Source organism: Paenibacillus chartarius, from assembly GCF_042432825.1.
Classification (GTDB): domain Bacteria; phylum Bacillota; class Bacilli; order Paenibacillales; family NBRC-103111; genus Gordoniibacillus; species Gordoniibacillus chartarius.
Window position 1 is genome coordinate 214968 of record NZ_JBHLWN010000077.1, and the last position, 21406, is coordinate 236373.

Here is a 21406-nt window from a genome sequence, read left to right on the forward strand (position 1 = left end):
TATCCATTGAATTCGAATTATGATTCCGTGCCGAGATATTGGCTTAGCTTGCGCTGTGCTTTTGGAAGCAGCGTCCGGGCCGCTTCGTGCGCCGGATCGAGACGCAGCGCCTCTTGGACCGATTGCAAGGCAAGTGCGTATTCGCCTGCCGCATCCGCCGCTACGCTCAGAAGCAAGTATGCCTCCGTATTGAGCGGATCCAGCGCGACGGCTCTCTTCAGCAGCTCTACGGCCAGATACGCCTTCGCTTCGGTTCCATCCAGCGTCCGTTCCGCTTCGTACAGCAGCTCCCTGGACTGCAGCGTCTCCAAATGCAGCCTGTAGTCCTCCCGGGAAGCATCGAGCTCTACCGCTTTCGCGGCGTGCAAGACAGCCTTGTTCAGCTTGTTGCTTCGGGCGAAAGTGATCGACAACCGGTAATGATAATCGGCATTGTCCGGTTCCTCCGCAATCGCTTGCTCAAACCAGGCTTCAGCTTGTTCATAATCGCTGTTTAGAATCGCTTCGTACGCTTTTTGCAATAAGTTGTGGCCGTCTTCCATCTGCACTATCCTCCTTTCCTGCTGCGTACCATGTATGCAGGAGAATAGTACAGCATATGATTAGGATTCCGCTTCGGTGTTGATTTTCGTCCACCTTTCGGCGTCTCTCGTCCGGAACTTGTGCATGATTTTGTCGTGAGCCTCCGTCAAATCGATGCCCAGCGAATTCGCCATGCAGATCGTCACGTACAAAATATCACCGAGCTCCAGCTCGATCGAGCCTTCGGCTTCATCCTTCTTCTTTTTCTTCGGTCCGTACTCGTGCATCACTTCACGGGCCAGCTCGCCGACTTCTTCCGACAGCCGGGCCATCAGCTCCATCGGGGTGAAATAACCTTCTTTGAATTGCGAAATATAAGCGTGAACTTCCGCTTGTAAGTCCTGTAAAGACTTCTCTGCCATCGATGTCATCCTTTCTTTCAGCACGCCCATCCCTTCCATGTTAAACCAAAGCCCGCTGGATGACAAATTTTTTTTAACAGGACAAAATAATCAATATCCGATCGACAGAGGAGACATGGAGATGCCTCAAACGACATGGCTGGAAAATCTGCGCAATCTCGTTATGATTGCCTTAGGTACCGCCGTATACGCCTTCGGCCTTCATTATTTCGTCATTTCGAACAAACTGATGGAAGGCGGCTTGACAGGGGTCGCCCTGCTGCTGAATTATGCGCTCGGATTCCCGCCTTCGATCACTACGCTCGTGCTTAATATTCCTCTATTCCTGATCGGCTGGAAAGCGTTCGGGGGCAGATCGATGCTGTATACGATTTTCGGCACCGTATCGCTGTCCTTCTTCCTCTGGATTGTTGAACGGACGATCGAACGAGGCTGGATTGTCCCTTTTACGACGACACAAGATTTTATATTGGCTACGCTGTACGCGGGAGTCACAATCGGCATCGGGCTCGGCATTGTGTTCCGCTACGGGGGAACGACGGGCGGGGCGGACATTATTGCGCGGATCGGCTATAAGCACCGCGGCTGGAGCATGGGGCAAATCATTTTGCTGATCGACATTCTCGTGCTGGGCACGTCCTTGCTCTACATACCGAAGGAGAAGGTGCTTTACACGCTGGTTGCCGTGTTCATTACTTCGCGGATCATCGATTATATTACCGAAGGAGCACAGTCGGCAAAAGCGTTCATGATCGTAACGACGATTGCCGAGGAGATGGCCGACAAAATCACGGCGCAGATGGACCGCGGCGTTACAATCATGCCTGCTCGGGGCGCCTTTTCCAAGCAGCACAAAGAGATCGTGTACTGCGTCATTTCGCGAAGCGAAGTGCGCACGCTGCAAAAGCTCGCTTTATCCATCGATCCACGGGCATTTATCATTATTAGCGACGTACATGACGTGCTGGGAGAAGGCTTCAAGGAAGCCTGATCGGATCGCTACCGAACGTCAAAACGACTTAGCCCAAGCTTTCGCTTGCTTGCGGCTAAGCCGTTTATCCATTACGAGATTCGCGGTACACTGCTTACCGGAGCTTATTCTTTACGCTTTAACGATACTTCCCCGCGGCCGTCCTGGAACATCTGCCAAGCGGCGAAGGCCAGGATCGCTCCGATCACCGAACCAAGCACGACGGTCCATAAGATCGGCTGACGTTGATCCACCACCGGCACGTAGGCGCTTTCGTCCTGATGGCCGAACAGCCGGTTCATCGCATCGCGAAGCTGATCCGCCCCCCGCTCCAGATTGTGCATCGGCAGCGGTTTCACTTGACTTTGTTCGGTGAGGAATGTCAGCAAGCTCTCCATGTTTACGTTAATTTGCGGCTCGCGGCTGATCAGAACCGCCGGTCGAATAATTTGGTAGTGGTGCTTCAGAGCCGCAATAGAGGCTTGCAGCTGCTTGGCATCCTGCGCTTGAATCGACGCTTCGACCGCCCTTGCATTTTCCTGCAGCACTTTATCGTATTGAAGCCACATCGGCTCGTTCTTGTGCGTCAGCGCATCCGTCGCCAGCTTTACTTTTGCCGCACGCAGCTTCGCTTCTTCGGGATCCGGCCGAACCGCATTGAACGACCGCTGCGCTTCACTTAACGTTTCCGTTAATGCCTGTACGCCTTCGATCGAAGTGACTCCATCATATCGGATGCGTGCGGCCTGCTGCCCAATATCGAGAAGCTTGGACCTCGCTTCCAGATAGCTTCCATTCACAGTCAGCTTGTACATGTCATCGGCCGACCTGGCCATTTGCTCGAGCTTCGCCGCATCTGCCGGATCGATTTTTATTTCCTGCTGCTGCGGTGCCGGGTTTGTATCGGTTGTTCGCTCCTGCCCGTTGCCGCAGGCCGCCAGCACGGCGATGAGGCCGATTGCGAGCGCGAGCAGTACGGGAGGTTTCATCTTCAAAGTAAACATGGGACATCCCTCCTCGATACTTACTTTATGAGGAGGCTGTCCCACTTTAGAACCGGATTCGATTTAATTTACATTGCTGCGTTCCTTCGAAGTAACATTAAAGGGCAGGCAAATCAGCGCAATGATGATCGTAATGACGCTTAAACAGCTTGTAAACCATCGAACCGAAGCTAACCGCTCGTCAAGCACCCTTGGCAGCGAAGGGTACGTCATCTTCACATAGTCCATATAATCGTTGGCAAACGACCAGATCGCGACAATGACGATATGCACGAAGCGGTACCGATACAACCTCGCAAACAACAATGCCTCGACGGCCATGGCGATATGTGAAGCGGAAAGCATATAATCCTGCCAATTGACCGGGTTGCCAAGGGCCGCTGCCGATACGATCATCACGACAGCCCATACGCCGTATTTGATCAGCGTTATGAGGCCAAACGCGTCGACAAAGCCGCGCAAATGCGTCCAAAATACGGATTTCTTCCAGCCATATTTCTGTTCAAACAGAATGAACAGCACAGACATGGTGAAAAACAAGCTCGCCGTCGGACTATCCGGCACGAATGGCAAATACCAGCGAGGCATCGTCTCTGCGGTAAAGACGAGCTGGTCCCCATACCAGTAATAACCGTAAGCCGTTCCGAGCAAGTTGCTCCAGAACAAGCTCCAGAGCAGCCACCGGCGCGTAAGGAAAGCTCTGGAAAACACATACGTTAGCGACATGACAGCATTGGTCCCCCTAAAGTTAGTGCGTCCCTTTTACCAAAAAGCATCCCGATCCTTAGGACCGGGATGCTGCGTTGTTTATTGAGCTTTCTGCATCGCAAGCCAGTTGGCCAGCTTATCCAGATCTGCATCCGTCAAGCCTTTCGCGATGTTCGCTTTGTATTGCTCGGTCATGTTGCCTTTGCCGTTCTTGATGACGCCGAGAATGTCATCCTTCGAAAGCTTGTCGCCGACACCAAGCAGCGCCGGAATACCGGAGCCCGGCATCCCTTTCAGTTCGCCGCCGTGACAAGCGACGCAAGTAGCCTTCTTGTAGATTTCAGCACCCGGATCGTCAGCAGCGACAATGGCAGCCTTCTTCGCAGCGCCGGCCTTCGGTGCGGCACCGCCGCCTCCGCCGCCTTTCGCAGCTTCCATCTCTTGCTCGCGCTTGATATGCTCCGGAATGATGTTCTTCGCTTTCAGCTCTTCTTCGTAGTGATGCCAGGAAACGTACGTCAAGTATCCGATAGCCAGCAGTGTGACGAACATCGTTGCCGACGTAATCGGACGCTTGTAGAAGCGGCGCTCCGGTCCAAGGTCAAGGAACGGCACCAGCATCAGTCCAAGGAACGCAATCGCCGGAACGACCGCCGTACCGAGTACGATGTACTGGTCCGATACGTAAGGGTATTTCAAGAACTGATAAAGAAACAAGAAGTACCAGTCCGGCATCGGAATGAACGCCGTATTGGTCGGATCGGCAGGATAGCCGAGCGGTGCAGGCTCCGACATAACAAGCGCCAAAATACCGACGAGCACGACGACGCCGACCATCCATTCTTTCAGCAGGAAGTTCGGAATGAAAGCTTCCGATTTGCCCGGATAAGCCGAGTAATCGGTAGGCTTCATTCGTTCCGTCTTCATACGAACGCGGGAATCCCCGACATAAACTATTTTCTCACCTGGTTTATGACCATGCGCCACGACTTGGTCCTCCTTTCGATTATAGCGGTCCGGAAATGCCTTGCTTACGGATCATGATAAAGTGTCCAGCGAGCAGGGCAAGCAATACCGCCGGCAGGAAGAACACGTGAATTGCAAAGAAGCGCGTCAGCGTTACCGCACCTACGACTTCGCCGCCTTGCAGAAGCGTCTGGATGTATCCGCCAACGAAAGGAACGGAAGCAGCGATCTTGATGCCTACTTGAGTAGCAAAGTACGCTTTATTATCCCAAGGAAGCAGGTAACCTGTAAAGCCGAGTCCGAGCATAACGCCGAAGATCGCCATACCGACTACCCAGTTCATTTCGCGAGGCGCCTTGTAGGAGCCCGTGAAGAACACGCGCAGCGTATGTAGGAACATCATTACGATAACGAGACTTGCACCCCAGTGGTGCATTCCGCGCACGATAACGCCGAACGCCACTTTATGCTGCAAGTAGTCGACCGACGCGTAAGCGTTAATAATGTCCGGCGTGTAATACATTGTGAGGAACATCCCTGACAAAATTTGTATCACGGTGATGAAGAACGTCAGACCGCCGAAGCAGTACACGAACGCCGAGAAGTGGTGAGCCGGGTTAACGTGCTCCGGCACCTCATGGTCGGCTACATCGCGCCACATCGGTGTAATGTCCAGACGTTCGTCGATCCAGTTGTACATCGATTTAAACATCCGACTGTAACGCCTCCTTATTAAGCTCTTGAGTTCGCATGCAGCTGACCGACGTATACGAAGCCTTGCTCAACCTTAACTGTGTACTCGTCGAGCGGAAGCGGAGCTACGGAAAGATTCTTACCGTCTACCGTGTACTTCGCACCGTGGCAAGGACACAAGTACTCGTGAGCTGCTGCTTCGAAGTTCACCGTACAGCCGAGATGCTTACAAGTCGGATTCAGCGCAAACACTTGGCCTTTGCTGTCCTTCGCGATCCACGCAGTTAAATCGACATCGCTTTCGTACCAGCCGTCCACTTGATGCATCTTGAACTGAAATGCTTTCGGCTCTGTCGAGATCTTGCTTTCCTCCACGACCTTAATCCAATCCGCCTTCGCCGCCGGCTGCAGCATCGGGTCGACAGCAAAGCGAAGCATCGGAATGACAATGCCCGCCGCCATGAAACCGCCTGCACCGCCGAGGGTATAGGAAAGGAATTGACGCCGGGACATCGGCTGCTTCACCGGCTTCGCCTTGTGATGCCCAGCCTGATTGTTGTGATCACTCATTACGCGTTCTACCCCCCTAGGCACACCTATGTTCACGTCGCATTCGACAATACCTTACACTCATTACTAGGACATTAATATAATAGCCTACGGCTATAGGAGCGTCAAGAATGGCACACTCCCGATGCGGCGTTGAAATAGATGTCCCGCTGCAAATTTTAACGAAATTGTCACATTCCATTCATCGACAGCTATGTATTATATTGAACCAAACCTTTTCCAACAATACGTGCGATTTTCATTCGTTTCCTTGCGCCCACATCGACTGGATCCGGGCCGTCACTTGACGCTTCACCTCGTCATAAGACGCCTGAAGCTGCTCCGGTCCGGCATAGATCTGCAAATCCGCCTCGGCCGGCAGCAGACCGCTCATTCTCGCTTCCGCCGTAACGGCAACAATGTACCGGAAGCCTGTCGCCCTGATAGCGGCGCATATATCCGTAAGCATCGCGGCAGAATAAGCTTGTCCTGGAACATATTGTACCGCCGGATAGGTGACAACCCGGCCATGAAACGGCACTTCGATCAGGTCCAGCGCGTCGCGCAGATCCTCCAGCCGGTCCCCGGCTTCCCAAGGCGGTTCCCCGCCCGTCAAGCCCGTTATCGGCAGAAGGCACGTATCGAGATACGGTTGTAAGTCCGTCCAGCTTTCCCGGCTAATTTCGCTGAATTTCATTGTATGCTCCCTCCCGCCCATCACTGTACCACAAAAAAAAGACATATGAAACGGTAACGTTCATATGCCTGGTTGGCATGCCGGGAATGAGGATGCTTTAACCTTGGGATTGCAGCGATTTGAGCTCGTTCGTCAAAGCGAGAAATGACACTTGGTCTCCCTTCGCTAAAGCGCTGTCGATCTCTTCATAGAGGTGTCTTTCTTTATATTTCCGAATGGCCTCATCCCAAACCATCTCCGCAAATAGACTGAGCAGCGCGTCACTCGTGGCGTTTGATTTTCCCATAGGACTTACCTCCGCATGGCGTCCAATTAATCGCCCTTCATAGTTCCAGGAATTTATAAAGGGTTATACCAGCTTATTCAGATGATCCGGCACTGCCTAAACATACGCCCCCTGTACGGAGGAATGTGCCATTACCCAGCGCCTTGCTCGATCATAAGCGGGATGCGGTCTTCCTCTGCGACGTAAGTTCCCTGGATGATGGAAGAGCCCAGTTTCGTCGTTTGCAGTACACGTCCGTAGCGGTCGTCCTCGCCTAACCGGAGCAAACCGAGATGCATCATCATCTGCACGACCCGCTGCTCGAAGATCGATTCCGACGTGTCGTAGTAGAAGGGCCGGATCAGCGGGCACAGCACCGCCCCCAGCGAGTCAACCGTTACCCAGTTGCGGCTTAATCGCTCCACCCATTGAACGATGGATTGCACATTCGGGATCGGATTTTTGTAAAGCTTCAGCCAAAACCGGTACACAGCGGACAAATCTTCGCGAATAGGGCTATCCGCCCTTTCCGCGCCTTGCTCGGTCACCTTCAGCTGTCCGGCGTTCTCCGAGATTAACCCGTTATAGAAGCAGTAATCATAGATGAGAGAGAAACGATTCGGGTACTCTTTGAACATCCGGCCATAGCCGAAACGGAACGCCGCTTTGCCGATCGGCTCCTCCCGTACCGACATCCGGTCCAGCACCTGCCCGATCGTCCTCTTGTACATCGAGCCCATGTCAGTAAGCGCTACTTCGTTACCTTTCACGAAACTGAGGAAATGTGTAATGTCGTCTGCCAAAAGCTTCTGCTCGTCCCGATACACTGCAGGCTCCGCGTCCATGTACGTCAGCTGCGCTTGAAATTTCTTGCTCAGCACGTCGCCGAAACGCTTCTTCAGATCGTTCGGCACCTGAAACAAGTATTTCGTTTGCTGGGAATAGCCGTTGAACAGCCACCCGTGCTGCTTGAAGCGGGCAATCATATCCCGGGGGTTCCAGCCTTCATCCTTCTCAGAACGCACAAATCTGGTTTGCTGAACGCGCGCCACAAGCTCCTCCAGGCTGAATGAGCTGCGGCTGTCAAATAGAAGGGAGTTCAGGAAGCGGATATCCTCCAGCGGCAGCGATTCCACTCGCGCATCGAATATGTCGCGGCGGCCCAGCTTGGCCAAAATCGATTGGATCAGCTCGTGCTTGGAATGGCCATTGCATTCGCATTCATACGTATCGGCGATACGGCTTAATTGCTCTATATCGGCGTAGCTTAACATATCGGCGAGATTCATCACTTATCACCTCTACCCCCATTATGGGAAATAGAGGAAGCGAATATACCCGGAGCAAACGAAAAGAGCTCCATGAAGGAGCCCTTTGCACGATTGCCTTATTCGGTTAGATGACCAACATCGTTATAGAGCTCCGTCTCCCACACATCGCCGGAACGACGAAGCACCGTTAGCGAGCTGTTGACGAGCAGCTGGTCCTTCCGTTCCAATCCCTTGAATTGGAGGATGCGGGCAATGAAGGCACCGTGTGTGACGACTAAAATCGGCTTATCCCCATATTGCCGCAGGAGCACATTCTCGTAGAAATCCATCCAACGCGCCCATACCGCTTCGTCGGTTTCCTGCCCGAGATCGGCTTGTCTCCACTCCGGTCCCCACCGGCTGACTCTTTCCTCCAAAGTCGTTCCTTCCATCTCGCCGAAGCTTTTTTCCCTCAGTCTCCGGTCCGCGCCAGGCAGCGGAATTCCCGCGTGCCCGGCAATCAGTTCGGCAGTTTCCTTCGCACGCTTCAGGTCGCTGCAGACGATGCCCTGCCACGGCCCGCCGCGCAGCGACATGCCAAGACGAATCGCCTGCCGCCGCCCTTCTTCGGTCAATTCGGTGTCGATTTGACCCTGCAGGCGGCCTTCTTGATTCCATGTCGTCGTACCGTGCCTTACGAAGCCAAGTTTCATCAGCCCTGCAACTCCTTATTCTCTGTCTCAAAATAAATACGCCCCTTGCGGGGGGCGCGTACGTATTTTGGCTATGTATCGGCTATGCTTTCGTGCGGGAAAACCAATTCATGATGAGGATCGTGCACGTTATCCCGAGCAGCGATACGACGAGCAGATAGTGGGAATACGAGTCCATCGGTCCGACTTGATACTTCAGCGGTTCGACCATCGGCTGTCCGATGCTGGCTACCGCCGTCATCATGTGGCCGTCCATCGAGCTTGCCTTGGCGCTGGCCGAAATGACCTGCGGAGCCTGCAAGCCGAACGTCGGCGATTCGGCAGTCTGCAGCACCGTCTGGCCCTCATACACGACCGAGAACAAGAAGCTCACGATAAATAAAGCGAGGCAAAACGATATCACAGCCGTGACATTGCGCCGCATCCGGTACGAAATGGCATACATCCGCTCTGTAATCGGAACTCGCCAAGACTCGTCCTTATAGATGCGATCCATCACCTTGCGGGAGATCGGGTACGGCTCTTCGGGCACTTCATCCGTAGCGGCAAACCGAATGAGCTCGCTCGTTTCCTTCCAGAATTGGAATTCCTCCGCGCAGGCGGGGCAGTGCTCGACATGCTTGTCGACGGCCTGCCGTCTAAGGTCGTCATTGGGAATATCCCAATACTGACCGAACAAGTCTTGAATATCGCTGCACTTCATCATCGCTTCATCCCTTCATACTCATCGAAGATCGGTTCTGAAAAATAAGGCTCAAGCTGCAGCTTCACGCTGGCCCGCGCCCGGAACAGAAGCGATTTCACCGAGCTCACTGTCTGCCCCAAGATGCCTGCGATCTCTTGATAATCAAGCTGATCGTATTCGCGCAATATGAGCGCCGAGCGCTGCTTTTCCGGCAAGCTGTTGATCGCTTCCCGTACCATCGTCACCTTCTCGTTGCGAAGTGCCGTTTGTTCCGGCATCGCATTGAAATCGGCATGCGGCGTAAGTCCGCTCTGATCAAGCGAAACTTGCTGACTCTTATTTCTGCGCAGCTCGCTGAGCACCGTATTGCGCGCAATCGTATAAAGCCATGTTGAGAACGAGGCTTCCACTTCGCGGAACGAGCTCAAGCTGCGATACGCTTTATAGAAAGTTTCATTGCACAAGTCCTCTGCCATCGCTTCAAGCTGTGAGCTCTTCAGCATATGGAAGATGAAAGCAAGGATCTTCCGTTCGTAACGACGCATAAGCTCGTTGTACGCTTGAACGTTGCCATCCTTGATTTCGCGAATCAACTGGGAATCGGTCATTACGAGGCGACCCTCCTTGGCGTAAGGTCTGCCTCCCAGCTCTATCATAGTTGTACTTCACCGGGAGGAAAAAGTTGCGGACATCCATTATTATTTTGCCGATGACGATTGGTAAGCGTTACCGTAACCGCTCGAAACGCTCCGAAGAGCCGGTTACATGCCTTCTATAATATTCGGTACGATCTTCCGAAATCCTTCTTGATTCGACAATCTTTTGGCATTTCGGCATGGGCACCGATTCGGGTGCCGATTCATACTATACGATTAGACGGAGCTTCTTCGTCAATTGTTTATTAGTTTTTCTTATGGATCTATAAAGTAATATTAATAAATCTGGAGGAGATTACAGATGAATACACTGGAGTCGCTGATGAATCGCCTTGAGCGCCTGCAATCGCCTACCGTTTCCGAGCTGCAAGGTATCTTGAGGCAAGTCCGTTTGTCCCCCGGGGACATCGAATGCTTCGTGGCGCAGCCGGAGAACGGTCGAAGCTACGGCCGGCAAGTGATTTTCCGCAATGCTGAGCTCGAGGCCATCGTTATTCACCTGCCCGCTTTGTCCCAAACGTCCATTCACGACCACGGCGAGTCGATCGGCTGCGCGCTTGTCGTCGAAGGCAAGCTGACGAATCAGCTGTATACAACAGCGGGTTACGGTATGGTCCATCCCGCCGGTTCTTATGAAGTAACGTCCGGCTCCTGTATGCTCGCCCCATACGGTCAAATTCACGAGATGCTTAACCGTACCGATGAGCGCATGATCTCCCTGCACGTCTATGCGCCGCCTTTGGCCGGTATGAAACAGTACGTTCCGGAAAGCAGCGCCGTTCTGGATTATGTCATCTAAAGTCGGGAGATTCTGGTATCCCTTTGACCATTGTAGCATATAGAAGACAACAGTAGATTAAAAATAGGTAAAAAAAATCCGCCTGAGCGAACTCAGGCGGGCGCACATAGTGCAATATCGGATAGGAGTGGAGAGAAACCATACTGTACTTTTATTATATGAATCCGTTTACATGATGTCAATACTTTTTTTGAAAACGTTTTATCTTTATTTGAATCCGATTTCAGCGCTTCCGCGTAGTTTTTCTACACATGTACCTCGTAATGCGTCCTAAGCAGCTCCGCAGCCCGATCTACATCCTGTTGATTGCGGAAGGAAATGCGCAGCACTCCAGGCACGTCCTCGCGGCTTTCGATAATTTGAATGTTGCTCAGATTTATGCGCTCATTACCAAGCAAGGAAGCGATCTGTCCGATGACGCCGGGATGGTCCGGGACATCGACGTATAAATCGTATAGAGACGTGATCATCCCTTTCCTGCGCTCCGGCAGCTCCTGGCGAAACCGTCCGGCTTCCGCGAAGCTCCGCTCAATCCCAACGCCGTCGCTGTTTTGCAGCATATGAATGAAGCTATCAATCTCATTGTTCCAATCGTTCAACAGACGAAGCATCACGTCGCGATTGTTGATCAGTATATCCCGCCAAATGTTCGGCTCGCTCGATGCGATGCGTGTAATGTCGCGGAAGCCGCCCGCTGCGAGCTGTTGGTACATGGCGTTGCCGTCATTATAACGGCGCACTTGATTGACGAGCGCAACGGCGATCATATGCGGCAAATGGCTGATAGCGCCGACGATGTCGTCATGCTGCCGCGCGTCCATCTTAACGATATGGGCCTTCGTATGACGAAGCAGCGACTCAAGGCGCTCCATCGCTTCATCCGGCGTATTCTCGTGCGGCGTCAATACATAATAGGCGTTCTCGAACAGGTGGGACGAGGCCGCCTCGACACCGGAACGCTCGGATCCCGCCATCGGATGACCGCCGATGAAATGAATATCGGGCCGCTTCAGCCGAATGGCGGCTTCTACGATCGAAGCTTTCGTGCTGCCGACGTCGGTAATAATGCACCCGGGTTTCAAATCGAACTGCTGCAGCTGATCCAGGTAGCTTTCCAGCATGCCGACCGGCACGCAGACGATGATGACGTCAGCCGCTTCGGCCGCTTCCTGCAGCGATGTCGTCGCATAATCGACAACTCCGCGTTTCATATACTTTTCTACGGATTCGGCACGGTTCGAATGACCGATGACGCGCAGCCCCGGCTTGCCCTTGAAGCAAAGCGCCAGCGAACCGCCGATCAATCCGACCCCGAATATGGCTATCGTCGTCAATGCCCTCAACCTCGTTTATAGGATTTCAAAGAAGAAGCCGGCGCTTATGCGCCGACCTCCACTTCGCTCAGTACTTGCTCCAATGCCGCTACGAACTTCTCGTTCTGCTCTCTGCTTCCGACCGTAACCCGGATCGAGGTCGGGAAATCGAGCGCATGGCCTCCGCGGACGATAATGCCTTTGCGCAGCAGCGCTTCGAACACGAGCTTGGCCGGCCGCTTCACGTCGATCATGATAAAGTTGCCGTGCGCCGGGAAGGCGCTCAGGCCAAGCCGCTGCAGCTCGCCGTTAATATAGGCGATGCCTTCGGCGTTCGCTTTACGGCACGATTCGATGAATTCCTGATCCTTAATGGCGGCAATGGCCGCCGCCTGGCCGAATCGGCTCGTATTGAACGGCTCGCGCACCTGGTTAATCGAACGGATGACGTCCGGATGACCGATTCCGTATCCGATACGCAGCGAAGCCAGACCGTAAATTTTGGAGAACGTGCGGAGAATGACCACATTCGGGAATTGCTTCAGCAGCTCCAGACTGCGAGGGTATTCGCCTGTCATGTTGTATTCGTAATAAGCCTCGTCCAGAACGACCAGCACATGCGGCGGGATCGCCTTCAAGAAGCTCTCCACCTCGTCGTGGCTTACCATCGTGCCGGTCGGGTTGTTCGGATTGCACAACCAAAGCACCTTCGTCTTCTCGTTCACCTTCGCCAGCATCGCCGGCAGATCGTGCGTGCCGTCCTTAAGCGGAACCTCAATGCAGACGGCTCCTTCAATCTCGCAATTGTGCTTGTACTGCGGGAACGTATGAGTCGCCATCACCGTCTCGTCCCCTTGAACCAAATAAGCGCGGGCGATCATCAGGATAATCTCGTCGGAGCCTGCGCCGTAAATCAGCTGATTCGTATCGACGCCGAGGAATTCGGCCAGCACTTCGGACAGCGCCACGCTTCCCCCGTCGGGATACAGCGAAATATTGGCTAGTTCCGCTTCAATCGCTTCTTTCACCTTCGGTGAGCTGCCGAACGGATTTTCATTCGACGCCAGCTTGATGACTTCGGTAAGTCCAAGCTCTCTCTTCACTTCTTCAATGGGCTTGCCCGGCTGATAGACCGGCAAGTGTACGATTGTCGATTTTGTCTTCATATGCAGCTTCCACCTCTTCGAGTTCATCACAGCGTTAAAGCATCAATTGATGAATGCTCCTCCCATTGTATATCAGAACCCGTCCGTTTGCCATGTGTATTTGCAAAAAAAGCCCTATCCAGCGCAGTGCGCCTGGCAGGGCCTCCAGCATTGTTACCCTTTCAATTCGAGCGTAAACTCGCGAATGCGGCGCAGACCCTCTTGCTGCGTGGCCGTATTTTCCAGCAGCTCCTGAGCCTCTTCAATGCGGCGGACAAGAGCGGATCCGACGACAACGCCGTCGCAGACCGACTCGAACTTCGCAACCTGTTCCCGGTTCGAGATACCGAAGCCAATCGCAATCGGCAGGTCTGTCGCCGATTTGACGGTGCGCAGAAACTCGTCGATCCCGGTGTGGAACTCCGAGCGCACGCCGGTAACGCCAAGCGACGATACGCAGTATACGAACCCTTTCGCCTGCTCGACAATGGAACGGATGCGGGCGTTGGACGTCGGGGCGACGAGCGGGATAAGGTGAATGTGATGACGTTCGGCTAGTGCGCGAACCTCTTCATTTTCTTCCATCGGCAGGTCGGGAATGATAATTCCGCTGATATCGTGCTCGGCGAGCAGCTCGAATGTACGCTCCAAGCCGAGCTGCAGTACCGGGTTATAGTACGTAAACAAAATGAACGGCAGCGTCACGCCGGACTGGCGGGCTTCCCTGGCTGTCTGAATGCAGCTTATAATGCTGATTTGGCGGCGCAGGGCGCGCTGCGAGGAGCCTTGAATAACCGGTCCGTCGGCCAGCGGGTCGGAATACGGTACGCCCAGCTCCACCAAGTCGGCGCCGCCGGCTTCAAGCTCCTTCAGAATCTCAACGGTGAGCTCCCGACTTGGATCGCCGACGGTAAGGAACGGGATGAGTGCGGTTTTGCCGGCGGCCTTCAGCTCCGCAAATTTGGTATCGATCTTGTTCATACGTTGCCGTCCTCCTTCGCCAGGTAGCCCATGATCGCTTCCACGTCTTTATCGCCCCGTCCGGACAAATTGACAATAATAATTTCGTCACGAGACATGGTCGGCGCCACTTTCACGCACTGGGCGATCGCATGGGAGCTCTCCAGAGCCGGAATAATGCCTTCCGTACGGCTCAGCAGCTGCAGCGCTTCGAGCGCTTCCGCATCGGAGATCGGAACGTACTCGGCGCGCTTGACCTCGTGGAGATACGAATGCTCCGGTCCGATGCCCGGGTAGTCGAGACCTGCCGAGATCGAATGCGCTTCGATGACTTGCCCGTACTCATCCTGCAGCAAGTAGCTCATCGAGCCCTGGAACACGCCGACGGTGCCCTTCGTGATCGAAGCCGCATGCTCGGACGTGTGTACGCCCTTGCCGGCCGCTTCGACGCCTATCAAACGGACGGAGCTGTCTTCAACGAACGGGTAGAAGATGCCCATGGCGTTGCTGCCCCCGCCGACGCAGGCGATAACCGCGTCCGGAAGACGGCCTTCCGTCTCCAGCATTTGAGCGCGCGCTTCGTCACCGATAACGCGCTGGAAGTCGCGAACCATCATCGGGTACGGATGCGGGCCGACGACGGAACCTAGAATGTAGAACGTATCGTCAACATGGCTGACCCAGTAGCGAAGCGCTTCGTTGCCGGCGTCCTTCAATGTGCGCGAGCCGCTCGTAACCGGCACGACCTCGGAGCCAAGCAGCTTCATCCGGAACACGTTCAGCTGCTGGCGCTGCGTATCGATCTCGCCCATGAACACCTTGCACTCCAGCCCGAGCAGCGCCGCAACGGTAGCCGTCGCTACGCCGTGCTGGCCGGCGCCGGTTTCCGCGATGACCTTCTTCTTGCCCATCCGCTTTGCCAACACCGCTTGGCCGATCGTATTGTTAATTTTGTGAGCGCCTGTATGGTTCAGGTCCTCGCGCTTCAAATATATTTTCGCTCCGCCGAGCTTCTCCGACAGACGCTCCGCATAGTAAAGCGGCGTCGGACGGCCGCTGTACTGCTGAAGCAGGTAGCGCACCTCGGCGATAAACTCAGGATCCTTCGAATAATGGCGATATGCTTCTTCAAGCTCGATGAGAGCGTTCATTAATGTTTCCGGTACGTACCGCCCGCCGAATTTGCCGAAGCGGCCGTATTGATCTGGCACTTGTCCGATCATGAGCGTTTCACCCTTTCTACGAACTTGCGAATTTTATCGAGATCTTTCGTTCCTTCGGTTTCAACTCCGCTTGAAACATCGACGCCGTCGGGGCCGAAGGACGAGACGAGGTTATCGACGTTGTCCGGTGTCAGTCCGCCCGCAACAAGCAGTTGAACGCCGGCTTCGCGCGCCCACACCTGATACGGCGGAATGCATTCCCAGGCAAACGTCGTGCCGGACCCGCCGCCATATACCGGGTCATGCGTATCGAGCAGTATCGCATCGACCGCCCCCCGATACCGATCCAGACGACCGGCAATATTTTCCGCAGAAGGAATGTCCCGGGATTCGCGCTCAAGCGATACAGCTTTGAATACGCGTACGCCAATCCGCTGCTTGACTGCAGCGCACAGCTCCGGCGACTCGCTTCCGTGCAGCTGGATGACATCGAGCGGCGCTTTGTCCATAATCGCTTCCAGCTGTTCCATGCTCGGATCGACGAACACGCCTACAGCGAGCGGTCTCTCGCTTTCGCCGCCGGACACGCCGTCATGAAGCTCGCGGATCAGCGCCCCCGCCTCCTCGGCCGACACCTGCCTCTTGCTCTTCGCGAATACGAAGCCGATATGGTCGACGGACAGCCGGCGCAGCTCCCGGACGGTTTCGGGCGTGCGGACGCCGCATATTTTTACAGTAGCCACAGCGTCCCTGTCACCCTTTCAAACCGTCCATCAAATCGCGAACCGCTTGCTCGACGGAAGGCTGGCGCATGAAATGCTCGCCGATCAGCACCGCCTTGGCTCCGGCCTCTTGCAGCTGAGCCATATCGGCCGGTGTGGAGATGCCGCTTTCGCTGACAACCGTACGGCCTTCCGGGATATGCTCGATCAGCTGGCGCGTCGTGTCCAAATCAGTGACAAATGTTTTCAAATTGCGGTTATTAATGCCGATCAGAGTTGCGTCGAGCTCAAGCGCGCGCTCCAGCTCCTCGCGGTCATGCACCTCGACGAGCACGTCCATGCCGAGCGCCCGCGCTTCGCTTAAATATTGTTTCATTTGTCCCGTTGTCAAAATGGCGGCGATCAGCAAAATCGCGTCCGCTCCGATCACCCGCGCTTCATAGACATGGTGAATATCGATCGTAAAATCTTTCCGCAGCAGCGGCACGCCGACCGCTTCGCGAACCGCTCCCAAATAGTCGTTGCTGCCTTGAAAATAGTCGACGTCGGTCAATACCGAAATGCAGTCCGTTTGAGCCCGTTCGTAGGCCTCAGCAAGAGCAACCGGATTGAAGTCTTCCCGGATCAGCCCTTTCGACGGTGACGCCTTCTTCACCTCGGCAATGAGACCGACCGGACGCTTGCGTCCTGTTGTCAAGGCCCGCTCGAAGCCGCGGCACGGCCCCAGCCCGGCGATCAGGCGTTCCGCTTCCTTTAGCGGCAGCCGCTCCTTGAGCGCTGCGAGCTCCTTTTGCTTCGTCTCTACAATTCGATCAAGAAACATAATTCAGCTCTCCCGTCACTTGAATGAGTTGGTCCAGCTTAGCCATCGCCCGCCCGGAATCGATCACGCTTGCCGCCAGCTCAACGCCTTCGCGCAAGCTTTCCGCTTTGCCCGTTACATAGAAGCAGGCCCCGGAGTTCGCGATAATGATGTCGCGGTAGGCGCCGGCTTCCCCGGCGAACACGCGGCGAATGATCGCCGCATTCTCCACGGCGTCTCCGCCCCGGACCGCACTAATCGGCGACTCAGCTAGCCCGAGGTCGGCAGGCGACACTTCGAACGTGCGCAGGTTGCCGCTCCGCAGCTCAGTCACTTGCGTCGGCGCCGACAAGCTGATTTCGTCCAGACCGTCCAGACCGGCCACAACGAGCGCCCGCTTCACTTGAAGCTCGCGCAGCACGCTCGCCATCGTTTCCGTCTTCGTCCGGTCCGATACGCCAAGCAGCTGCCGGTCGGCGCCGGCGGGATTCGTAAGCGGTCCGAGCAGATTGAACACGGTGCGGAAGCCAAGCTCCTTGCGCGGCGCAGCGGCATGCTTCATCGACTGATGATGCACCTGCGCGAACATGAAGCATAACCCGATCTGCTCCAGACAACGGGCCGCCTGCTCGGCATTCAACGTGATCGTAACGCCGAGCGCCTCCAGCACATCGGCTGAACCGCTCTTGCTGGAGGAGGCCCGGTTACCGTGCTTCGCCACGCGCACGCCGCCCCCTGCCGCCACGATGGCCGCAGCGGTCGAGATGTTGATCGTGTGGGCGCCGTCTCCGCCGGTACCGCACGTATCAAGCAGATCCGTCCGCTCCGTGCGCACGGAAGCCGCCGCTTGCCGCATGCCTTCGGCAAACCCGGTGATCTCCTCGGAGGTTTCGCCCTTCATCCTCAGCAGCGTCAGCAGCGAACCGATTTGAGCCGGTGTCGCGGTGCCTTCCATGACATGCGCCATGACGGCGCGCGCTTCGCTGCGCTGCAGCGACTCCCCGCCGAGCAGCTTCGCCAGCGCTTGCTGTACCGTAAACGTGTCCGTCCTAGTTTCCATGCTCAGACCTCCTACGCTCTGGGATTGACGAAATAATCTTGATTAATGATCGGCTCCGGGTCCGACTTCGGCTTCGTGCCGAACATCGCTTCCGCCATGCGGATCGCCTTCAGCATCCCTCTCGCCTTGTTCACCGTCTCCTGATACTCGCTTTCCGGAACCGAGTCCCAGACGATACCCGCTCCGGCTTGCACGTAAGCTTTGCCGCGCTTGAACACGATCGTCCGAATCGTAATGCACGTATCGAGGTTGCCGGAGAAGCCCAGGTAACCGATCGCCCCCGCATACGAGCCGCGGGCTTCATTTTCCAATTCCGCAATGATTTCCATCGCCCGCAGCTTCGGCGCACCCGAGACCGTGCCGGCCGGCAGGCAGGACAAGAACGCATCGAAGAAATCCTTGTCGTGTGCGAGCTGTCCGGATACGTTCGAGACGATATGCATGACGTGCGAGTAGCGCTCCACCTGCATGAACTGATCGCACTTTACCGTACCGAACTCCGACACGCGGCCGAGGTCGTTGCGGCCGAGGTCGACGAGCATCAGATGCTCCGCCCGTTCCTTCTCGTCGGCCAGCAGCTCGGCTTCGAGCGCCAAATCTTCGGCTTCGGTTTTGCCGCGCGGGCGCGTACCGGCGATCGGACGAGTCTCCACCCGCTCCTCTTCGACGCGAACGAGCAGCTCCGGCGACGTCCCGACGATCACTTCCTCCTCCATCTTCAGCACATACATGTACGGCGAAGGGTTCAGCGTGCGCAGCACCCGGTATACATGAAGCGGCGAGACGTCCGTCTCGATCTCGAAGCGCTGGGACAGCACCACCTGGAAAATGTCGCCGGCGCGAATGTACTCCTTCGCCGCATTGACATTGCCGATAAACTGCTCCTTCGTCACGTTCGAACGCAGCTCGCCGATATCGATGTCGCTGCCGATCGTGCTCGGCATCGCCGCCATCAGCTGCGGCTGCTTCAGCCTTTCGAGCGTCGCATCAAGCTTCGCGCATGTATGGTTGTAGGCTTCTTCGATATCGCGGTACGTTGCCTCCGGCGGGATATGCACGTTGGCGATCACCTTCAGCTGCTGCTTTACGTGATCGAAAGCGATGACCTGATCGCAGAACATGAACTTGACGTCGTCCATCTGCAAATCGTCGACCCGATGCGGCGGCAGCTTCTCATAGTACTGCAGCAAATCGTAGCCGAAAAATCCGACAGCCCCGCCGGTAAACCGCGGCAAATCCGGGAGTGAGGGGCTCGAGTACGAACGCAAAACCGATTTCAGCAGCTCGACCGGCTTCTCTTGGGAAGTGACGGTTTCCCGCTGCGTTTCGATCCGTACCGTGCCGTGCTTTGCGCGGAACATCAGGAACGGATCGGTTCCGATGAACGAATAACGCGCCCATTTGACTCCGCCCTCCACGCTCTCCAGTAGGAAGGCGTGCTTCTCCTCGTAAAAATGCTGGAAAATCCGAATCGGCGTCTCCGTATCCGCTAGCACATGCCGTACGATCGGAATCAAATTGTATTCACGGGCCAATTCGACTACTTGCTGAAGCTCGGGCGTTGTCGTCATGATGCATTCTCCTCTCCTCAATGTCGAAACATACGTGAGTCGCGAGAAGCCATAACAAAAGCCTCTACGCGAACGTAGAGGCTGGATTAGACAGCATATGGATAAGATAAAGAAAATGACGATATTGCAAAGCCGATCTTACGGCATAGACAAGCTCATGCCCGCCGCTTACCGGACTTTCATACGTACAAGTTCTCCGCTCTACTCCACTCAGCTCATCTCAATGCTCTGCTCTCTACTCGCTACTTGCCTGATACACTCACTCAACTACAATCAGTATACGATTCGACTCATCCGTTTGTCAATCTGACAATATCCGGGCGCAGGCTCATCGCTCTCTTTAAATAAACATGACGAATTTCGTCCTGTCGCTTTTCCGTGTTCACTTGTACCATCAGCCGGATACAGAGCGGCAGTCCGCCCTCGACCGGGATTTCGACCGAGCACATGAGCGGCACGAGCTCCCAGCCTTCCATCTGACGAATCGCCTTTGCCGGGAACGTTGCCGTCAAATCAGGCGTAACCGTAATGAATACGCTGGCGATGTCTCCCGGCGGAAAGCCGTTCTGCGAAACGATTTCCGCCAAGAGCTCCGTTGTCGCGGACAAAATTTCTTTCTCTTCATTGTTTTCTACCGTTGTTGCGCCGCGAATGCCTCTAACGTACATCGGTTACGACTCCCCTTTCAGCTCATCCACGATTTCCCGAACCCAGTCCGCTTGCACGGACTTATTGATTTCCACTTTGCCGATCGCCGTAGGTACGATGAATACCATTCGGCCTTCCTTAAATTTCTTGTCGTGACTCATAGCGGCCATGATCGCATCCGTATCGAGATGCGCCGGCAGCTGAACCGGCAGCTCAAATCGCTTCAGCAAACGCTTCGTTACGTCATAGATTTCGGAAGCGTAGCCAAGCCTGCCTGCCAGCTTCGCTGCGCCGACCATGCCGATCGCGATCGCCTCGCCGTGCAGCAGCTCGCCGTAACCCGCTACCGCTTCCAGCGCATGGCCGATCGTATGGCCGAGGTTCAAGATCGCGCGCAGATCGTCTTCCCGCTCGTCGGCGGCTACGACATGCGCTTTCACCTTGCATCCTTCATACAATCCGTATTGGAGCGCTTCCGGATCGAGTGCAAGCAGCTTCGGAGCGTTCGCATCCAGCCAGTCGACGAACGACGCATTCCAGATCAGTCCGTGCTTCACCATTTCGGCAAGCCCCGACCGCACTTCGCGCGGAGGCAGCGTCAACAGCGTCGCCGTGTCGTACAGGACTAGCTCCGGCTGATGGAAGGCGCCGATAATATTTTTGGCAAGCCGGTGGTTGACCGCCACTTTGCCGCCGACTGAGCTGTCGTGGGCCAGAATCGTCGTCGGCACCTGGACGAACCGTACGCCGCGCATGAACGATGCCGCAGCAAAGCCCGCCAGATCCCCGACTACGCCGCCGCCCAGGGCGACGATCGTCGATTTGCGGTCCAGTCCCGCTTCAAGCGCCGTCGCTACGATGGCATCGAGCATCTCAAGCGATTTGGACTTCTCGCCGGCTTCCACCGTATGCGTGGCGACGCGATAGCCTCCGCTTTGCAGCGCTTCGGTCAGAGCAGCCAAGTAATGAGGCCCAACCGCCGTATCGGTAACGACAAGCAGCGGAGATCCTTTGCCGATGCCATGCCGCTCGAACAGCTCGGCGGCACGGCTCAGCAGCCCGTCCCCGATATAAATCGGGTACGAACGTTCGCCAAGCTCAACTGTCAATTGTTTCATCGCGA

The 21406-nt window shown here is 55.3% G+C and carries 25 protein-coding genes; 2 read left to right on the forward strand and 23 right to left on the reverse strand.

What is annotated here, in order from left to right; genetic code table 11:
- Positions 1 to 17 precede the first annotated feature (17 nt).
- Both ACFFK0_RS20690 and ACFFK0_RS20695 read right to left on the reverse strand, forming a co-directional pair.
- Positions 18 to 542, reverse strand: a complete 525-nt coding sequence (locus ACFFK0_RS20690; protein ID WP_377472242.1) for a tetratricopeptide repeat protein — start codon at positions 540 to 542, stop codon at positions 18 to 20.
- A 60-nt stretch (positions 543 to 602) separates the two neighbouring features.
- On the reverse strand, positions 603 to 944 hold the full coding sequence (locus ACFFK0_RS20695) for a nucleotide pyrophosphohydrolase (protein WP_377472244.1): 342 nt from the start codon (positions 942 to 944) through the stop codon (positions 603 to 605).
- A 121-nt stretch (positions 945 to 1065) separates the two neighbouring features.
- Here ACFFK0_RS20695 and ACFFK0_RS20700 point away from each other — a divergent pair, with 121 nt between their 5' ends.
- Positions 1066 to 1935, forward strand: coding sequence for a YitT family protein (locus ACFFK0_RS20700; protein ID WP_377472245.1), 870 nt, complete (start codon positions 1066 to 1068; stop codon positions 1933 to 1935).
- A 104-nt stretch (positions 1936 to 2039) separates the two neighbouring features.
- Here the strand turns inward: ACFFK0_RS20700 and ACFFK0_RS20705 are convergent, their stop codons facing one another.
- From ACFFK0_RS20705 to ACFFK0_RS20755, 11 genes are all read right to left on the reverse strand, one after another.
- Entirely contained in the window at positions 2040 to 2918 is an 879-nt protein-coding gene (locus ACFFK0_RS20705; RefSeq protein WP_377472246.1) for a sporulation protein YpjB, read from the reverse strand.
- Positions 2919 to 2981: 63 nt separating this feature from the next.
- Positions 2982 to 3644 (reverse strand): DUF1405 domain-containing protein, encoded by a 663-nt coding sequence (locus ACFFK0_RS20710; protein WP_377472247.1) that lies wholly within the window; start codon positions 3642 to 3644, stop codon positions 2982 to 2984.
- Positions 3645 to 3725: 81 nt separating this feature from the next.
- Positions 3726 to 4613 (reverse strand): c-type cytochrome, encoded by an 888-nt coding sequence (locus ACFFK0_RS20715; protein ID WP_377472248.1) that lies wholly within the window; start codon positions 4611 to 4613, stop codon positions 3726 to 3728.
- 19 nt (positions 4614 to 4632) lie between these two features.
- Positions 4633 to 5304 (reverse strand): menaquinol-cytochrome c reductase cytochrome b subunit, encoded by a 672-nt coding sequence (qcrB, locus tag ACFFK0_RS20720; RefSeq protein WP_377472250.1) that lies wholly within the window; start codon positions 5302 to 5304, stop codon positions 4633 to 4635.
- Positions 5305 to 5324: 20 nt separating this feature from the next.
- The gene (locus ACFFK0_RS20725; protein WP_377472251.1) at positions 5325 to 5855 is read right to left on the reverse strand and encodes a QcrA and Rieske domain-containing protein; all 531 of its coding nucleotides are present in this window, start codon (positions 5853 to 5855) and stop codon (positions 5325 to 5327) included.
- A 238-nt stretch (positions 5856 to 6093) separates the two neighbouring features.
- Complete coding sequence (locus ACFFK0_RS20730) at positions 6094 to 6531, reverse strand: DUF2487 family protein (RefSeq protein WP_377472252.1); 438 nt, start codon at positions 6529 to 6531, stop codon at positions 6094 to 6096.
- 97 nt (positions 6532 to 6628) lie between these two features.
- Positions 6629 to 6817 carry an IDEAL domain-containing protein gene (locus ACFFK0_RS20735; RefSeq protein ID WP_377472255.1) on the reverse strand — a complete coding sequence of 63 codons (189 nt, stop codon included), beginning with the start codon at positions 6815 to 6817 and terminating at the stop codon, positions 6629 to 6631.
- A 131-nt stretch (positions 6818 to 6948) separates the two neighbouring features.
- Positions 6949 to 8085: a hypothetical protein gene (locus ACFFK0_RS20740; RefSeq protein WP_377472256.1), complete on the reverse strand. Its 1137-nt coding sequence runs from the start codon at positions 8083 to 8085 to the stop codon at positions 6949 to 6951.
- Positions 8086 to 8183: 98 nt separating this feature from the next.
- Positions 8184 to 8759, reverse strand: a complete 576-nt coding sequence (locus ACFFK0_RS20745; RefSeq protein ID WP_377472257.1) for a histidine phosphatase family protein — start codon at positions 8757 to 8759, stop codon at positions 8184 to 8186.
- A gap of 82 nt (positions 8760 to 8841) precedes the next feature.
- Positions 8842 to 9465: an anti-sigma factor family protein gene (locus tag ACFFK0_RS20750; RefSeq protein WP_377472258.1), complete on the reverse strand. Its 624-nt coding sequence runs from the start codon at positions 9463 to 9465 to the stop codon at positions 8842 to 8844.
- Positions 9462 to 10052 carry an RNA polymerase sigma factor gene (locus ACFFK0_RS20755; RefSeq protein ID WP_377472259.1) on the reverse strand — a complete coding sequence of 197 codons (591 nt, stop codon included), beginning with the start codon at positions 10050 to 10052 and terminating at the stop codon, positions 9462 to 9464. The genes ACFFK0_RS20750 and ACFFK0_RS20755 overlap by 4 nt, the downstream gene beginning before the upstream one ends.
- A gap of 349 nt (positions 10053 to 10401) precedes the next feature.
- Here ACFFK0_RS20755 and ACFFK0_RS20760 point away from each other — a divergent pair, with 349 nt between their 5' ends.
- Positions 10402 to 10899 (forward strand): cysteine dioxygenase, encoded by a 498-nt coding sequence (locus ACFFK0_RS20760; protein WP_377472260.1) that lies wholly within the window; start codon positions 10402 to 10404, stop codon positions 10897 to 10899.
- A gap of 245 nt (positions 10900 to 11144) precedes the next feature.
- Here ACFFK0_RS20760 and ACFFK0_RS20765 read toward each other — a convergent pair whose 3' ends face one another.
- From ACFFK0_RS20765 to aroB, 10 genes are all read right to left on the reverse strand, one after another.
- Complete coding sequence (locus tag ACFFK0_RS20765; RefSeq protein ID WP_377472261.1) at positions 11145 to 12233, reverse strand: prephenate dehydrogenase; 1089 nt, start codon at positions 12231 to 12233, stop codon at positions 11145 to 11147.
- A 44-nt stretch (positions 12234 to 12277) separates the two neighbouring features.
- Positions 12278 to 13378, reverse strand: a complete 1101-nt coding sequence (gene hisC / locus ACFFK0_RS20770) for a histidinol-phosphate transaminase (RefSeq protein ID WP_377472262.1) — start codon at positions 13376 to 13378, stop codon at positions 12278 to 12280.
- Between the two features lie 153 nt (positions 13379 to 13531).
- A complete protein-coding gene (gene trpA, locus ACFFK0_RS20775) occupies positions 13532 to 14338 on the reverse strand; it encodes a tryptophan synthase subunit alpha (protein ID WP_377472263.1) in 807 nt (268 codons plus the stop codon).
- Entirely contained in the window at positions 14335 to 15540 is a 1206-nt protein-coding gene (gene trpB, locus ACFFK0_RS20780) for a tryptophan synthase subunit beta (protein WP_377472265.1), read from the reverse strand. The genes trpA and trpB overlap by 4 nt, the downstream gene beginning before the upstream one ends.
- A complete protein-coding gene (locus tag ACFFK0_RS20785) occupies positions 15537 to 16223 on the reverse strand; it encodes a phosphoribosylanthranilate isomerase (RefSeq protein ID WP_377472267.1) in 687 nt (228 codons plus the stop codon). The genes trpB and ACFFK0_RS20785 overlap by 4 nt, the downstream gene beginning before the upstream one ends.
- Positions 16224 to 16233: 10 nt before the next feature.
- Positions 16234 to 17025 carry an indole-3-glycerol phosphate synthase TrpC gene (gene trpC / locus ACFFK0_RS20790; protein ID WP_377472268.1) on the reverse strand — a complete coding sequence of 264 codons (792 nt, stop codon included), beginning with the start codon at positions 17023 to 17025 and terminating at the stop codon, positions 16234 to 16236.
- Positions 17015 to 18064 (reverse strand): anthranilate phosphoribosyltransferase, encoded by a 1050-nt coding sequence (trpD, locus tag ACFFK0_RS20795; protein WP_377472269.1) that lies wholly within the window; start codon positions 18062 to 18064, stop codon positions 17015 to 17017. Before trpD ends, trpC begins: the two co-directional genes overlap by 11 nt.
- 11 nt (positions 18065 to 18075) lie before the next feature.
- Positions 18076 to 19635 (reverse strand): anthranilate synthase component I, encoded by a 1560-nt coding sequence (trpE, locus tag ACFFK0_RS20800; RefSeq protein ID WP_377472270.1) that lies wholly within the window; start codon positions 19633 to 19635, stop codon positions 18076 to 18078.
- Positions 19636 to 19925: 290 nt separating this feature from the next.
- Positions 19926 to 20303 carry a chorismate mutase gene (gene aroH / locus ACFFK0_RS20805; RefSeq protein WP_377472271.1) on the reverse strand — a complete coding sequence of 126 codons (378 nt, stop codon included), beginning with the start codon at positions 20301 to 20303 and terminating at the stop codon, positions 19926 to 19928.
- 3 nt (positions 20304 to 20306) lie between these two features.
- The gene (gene aroB / locus ACFFK0_RS20810) at positions 20307 to 21401 is read right to left on the reverse strand and encodes a 3-dehydroquinate synthase (protein WP_377472272.1); all 1095 of its coding nucleotides are present in this window, start codon (positions 21399 to 21401) and stop codon (positions 20307 to 20309) included.
- Positions 21402 to 21406: the final 5 nt, after the last annotated feature.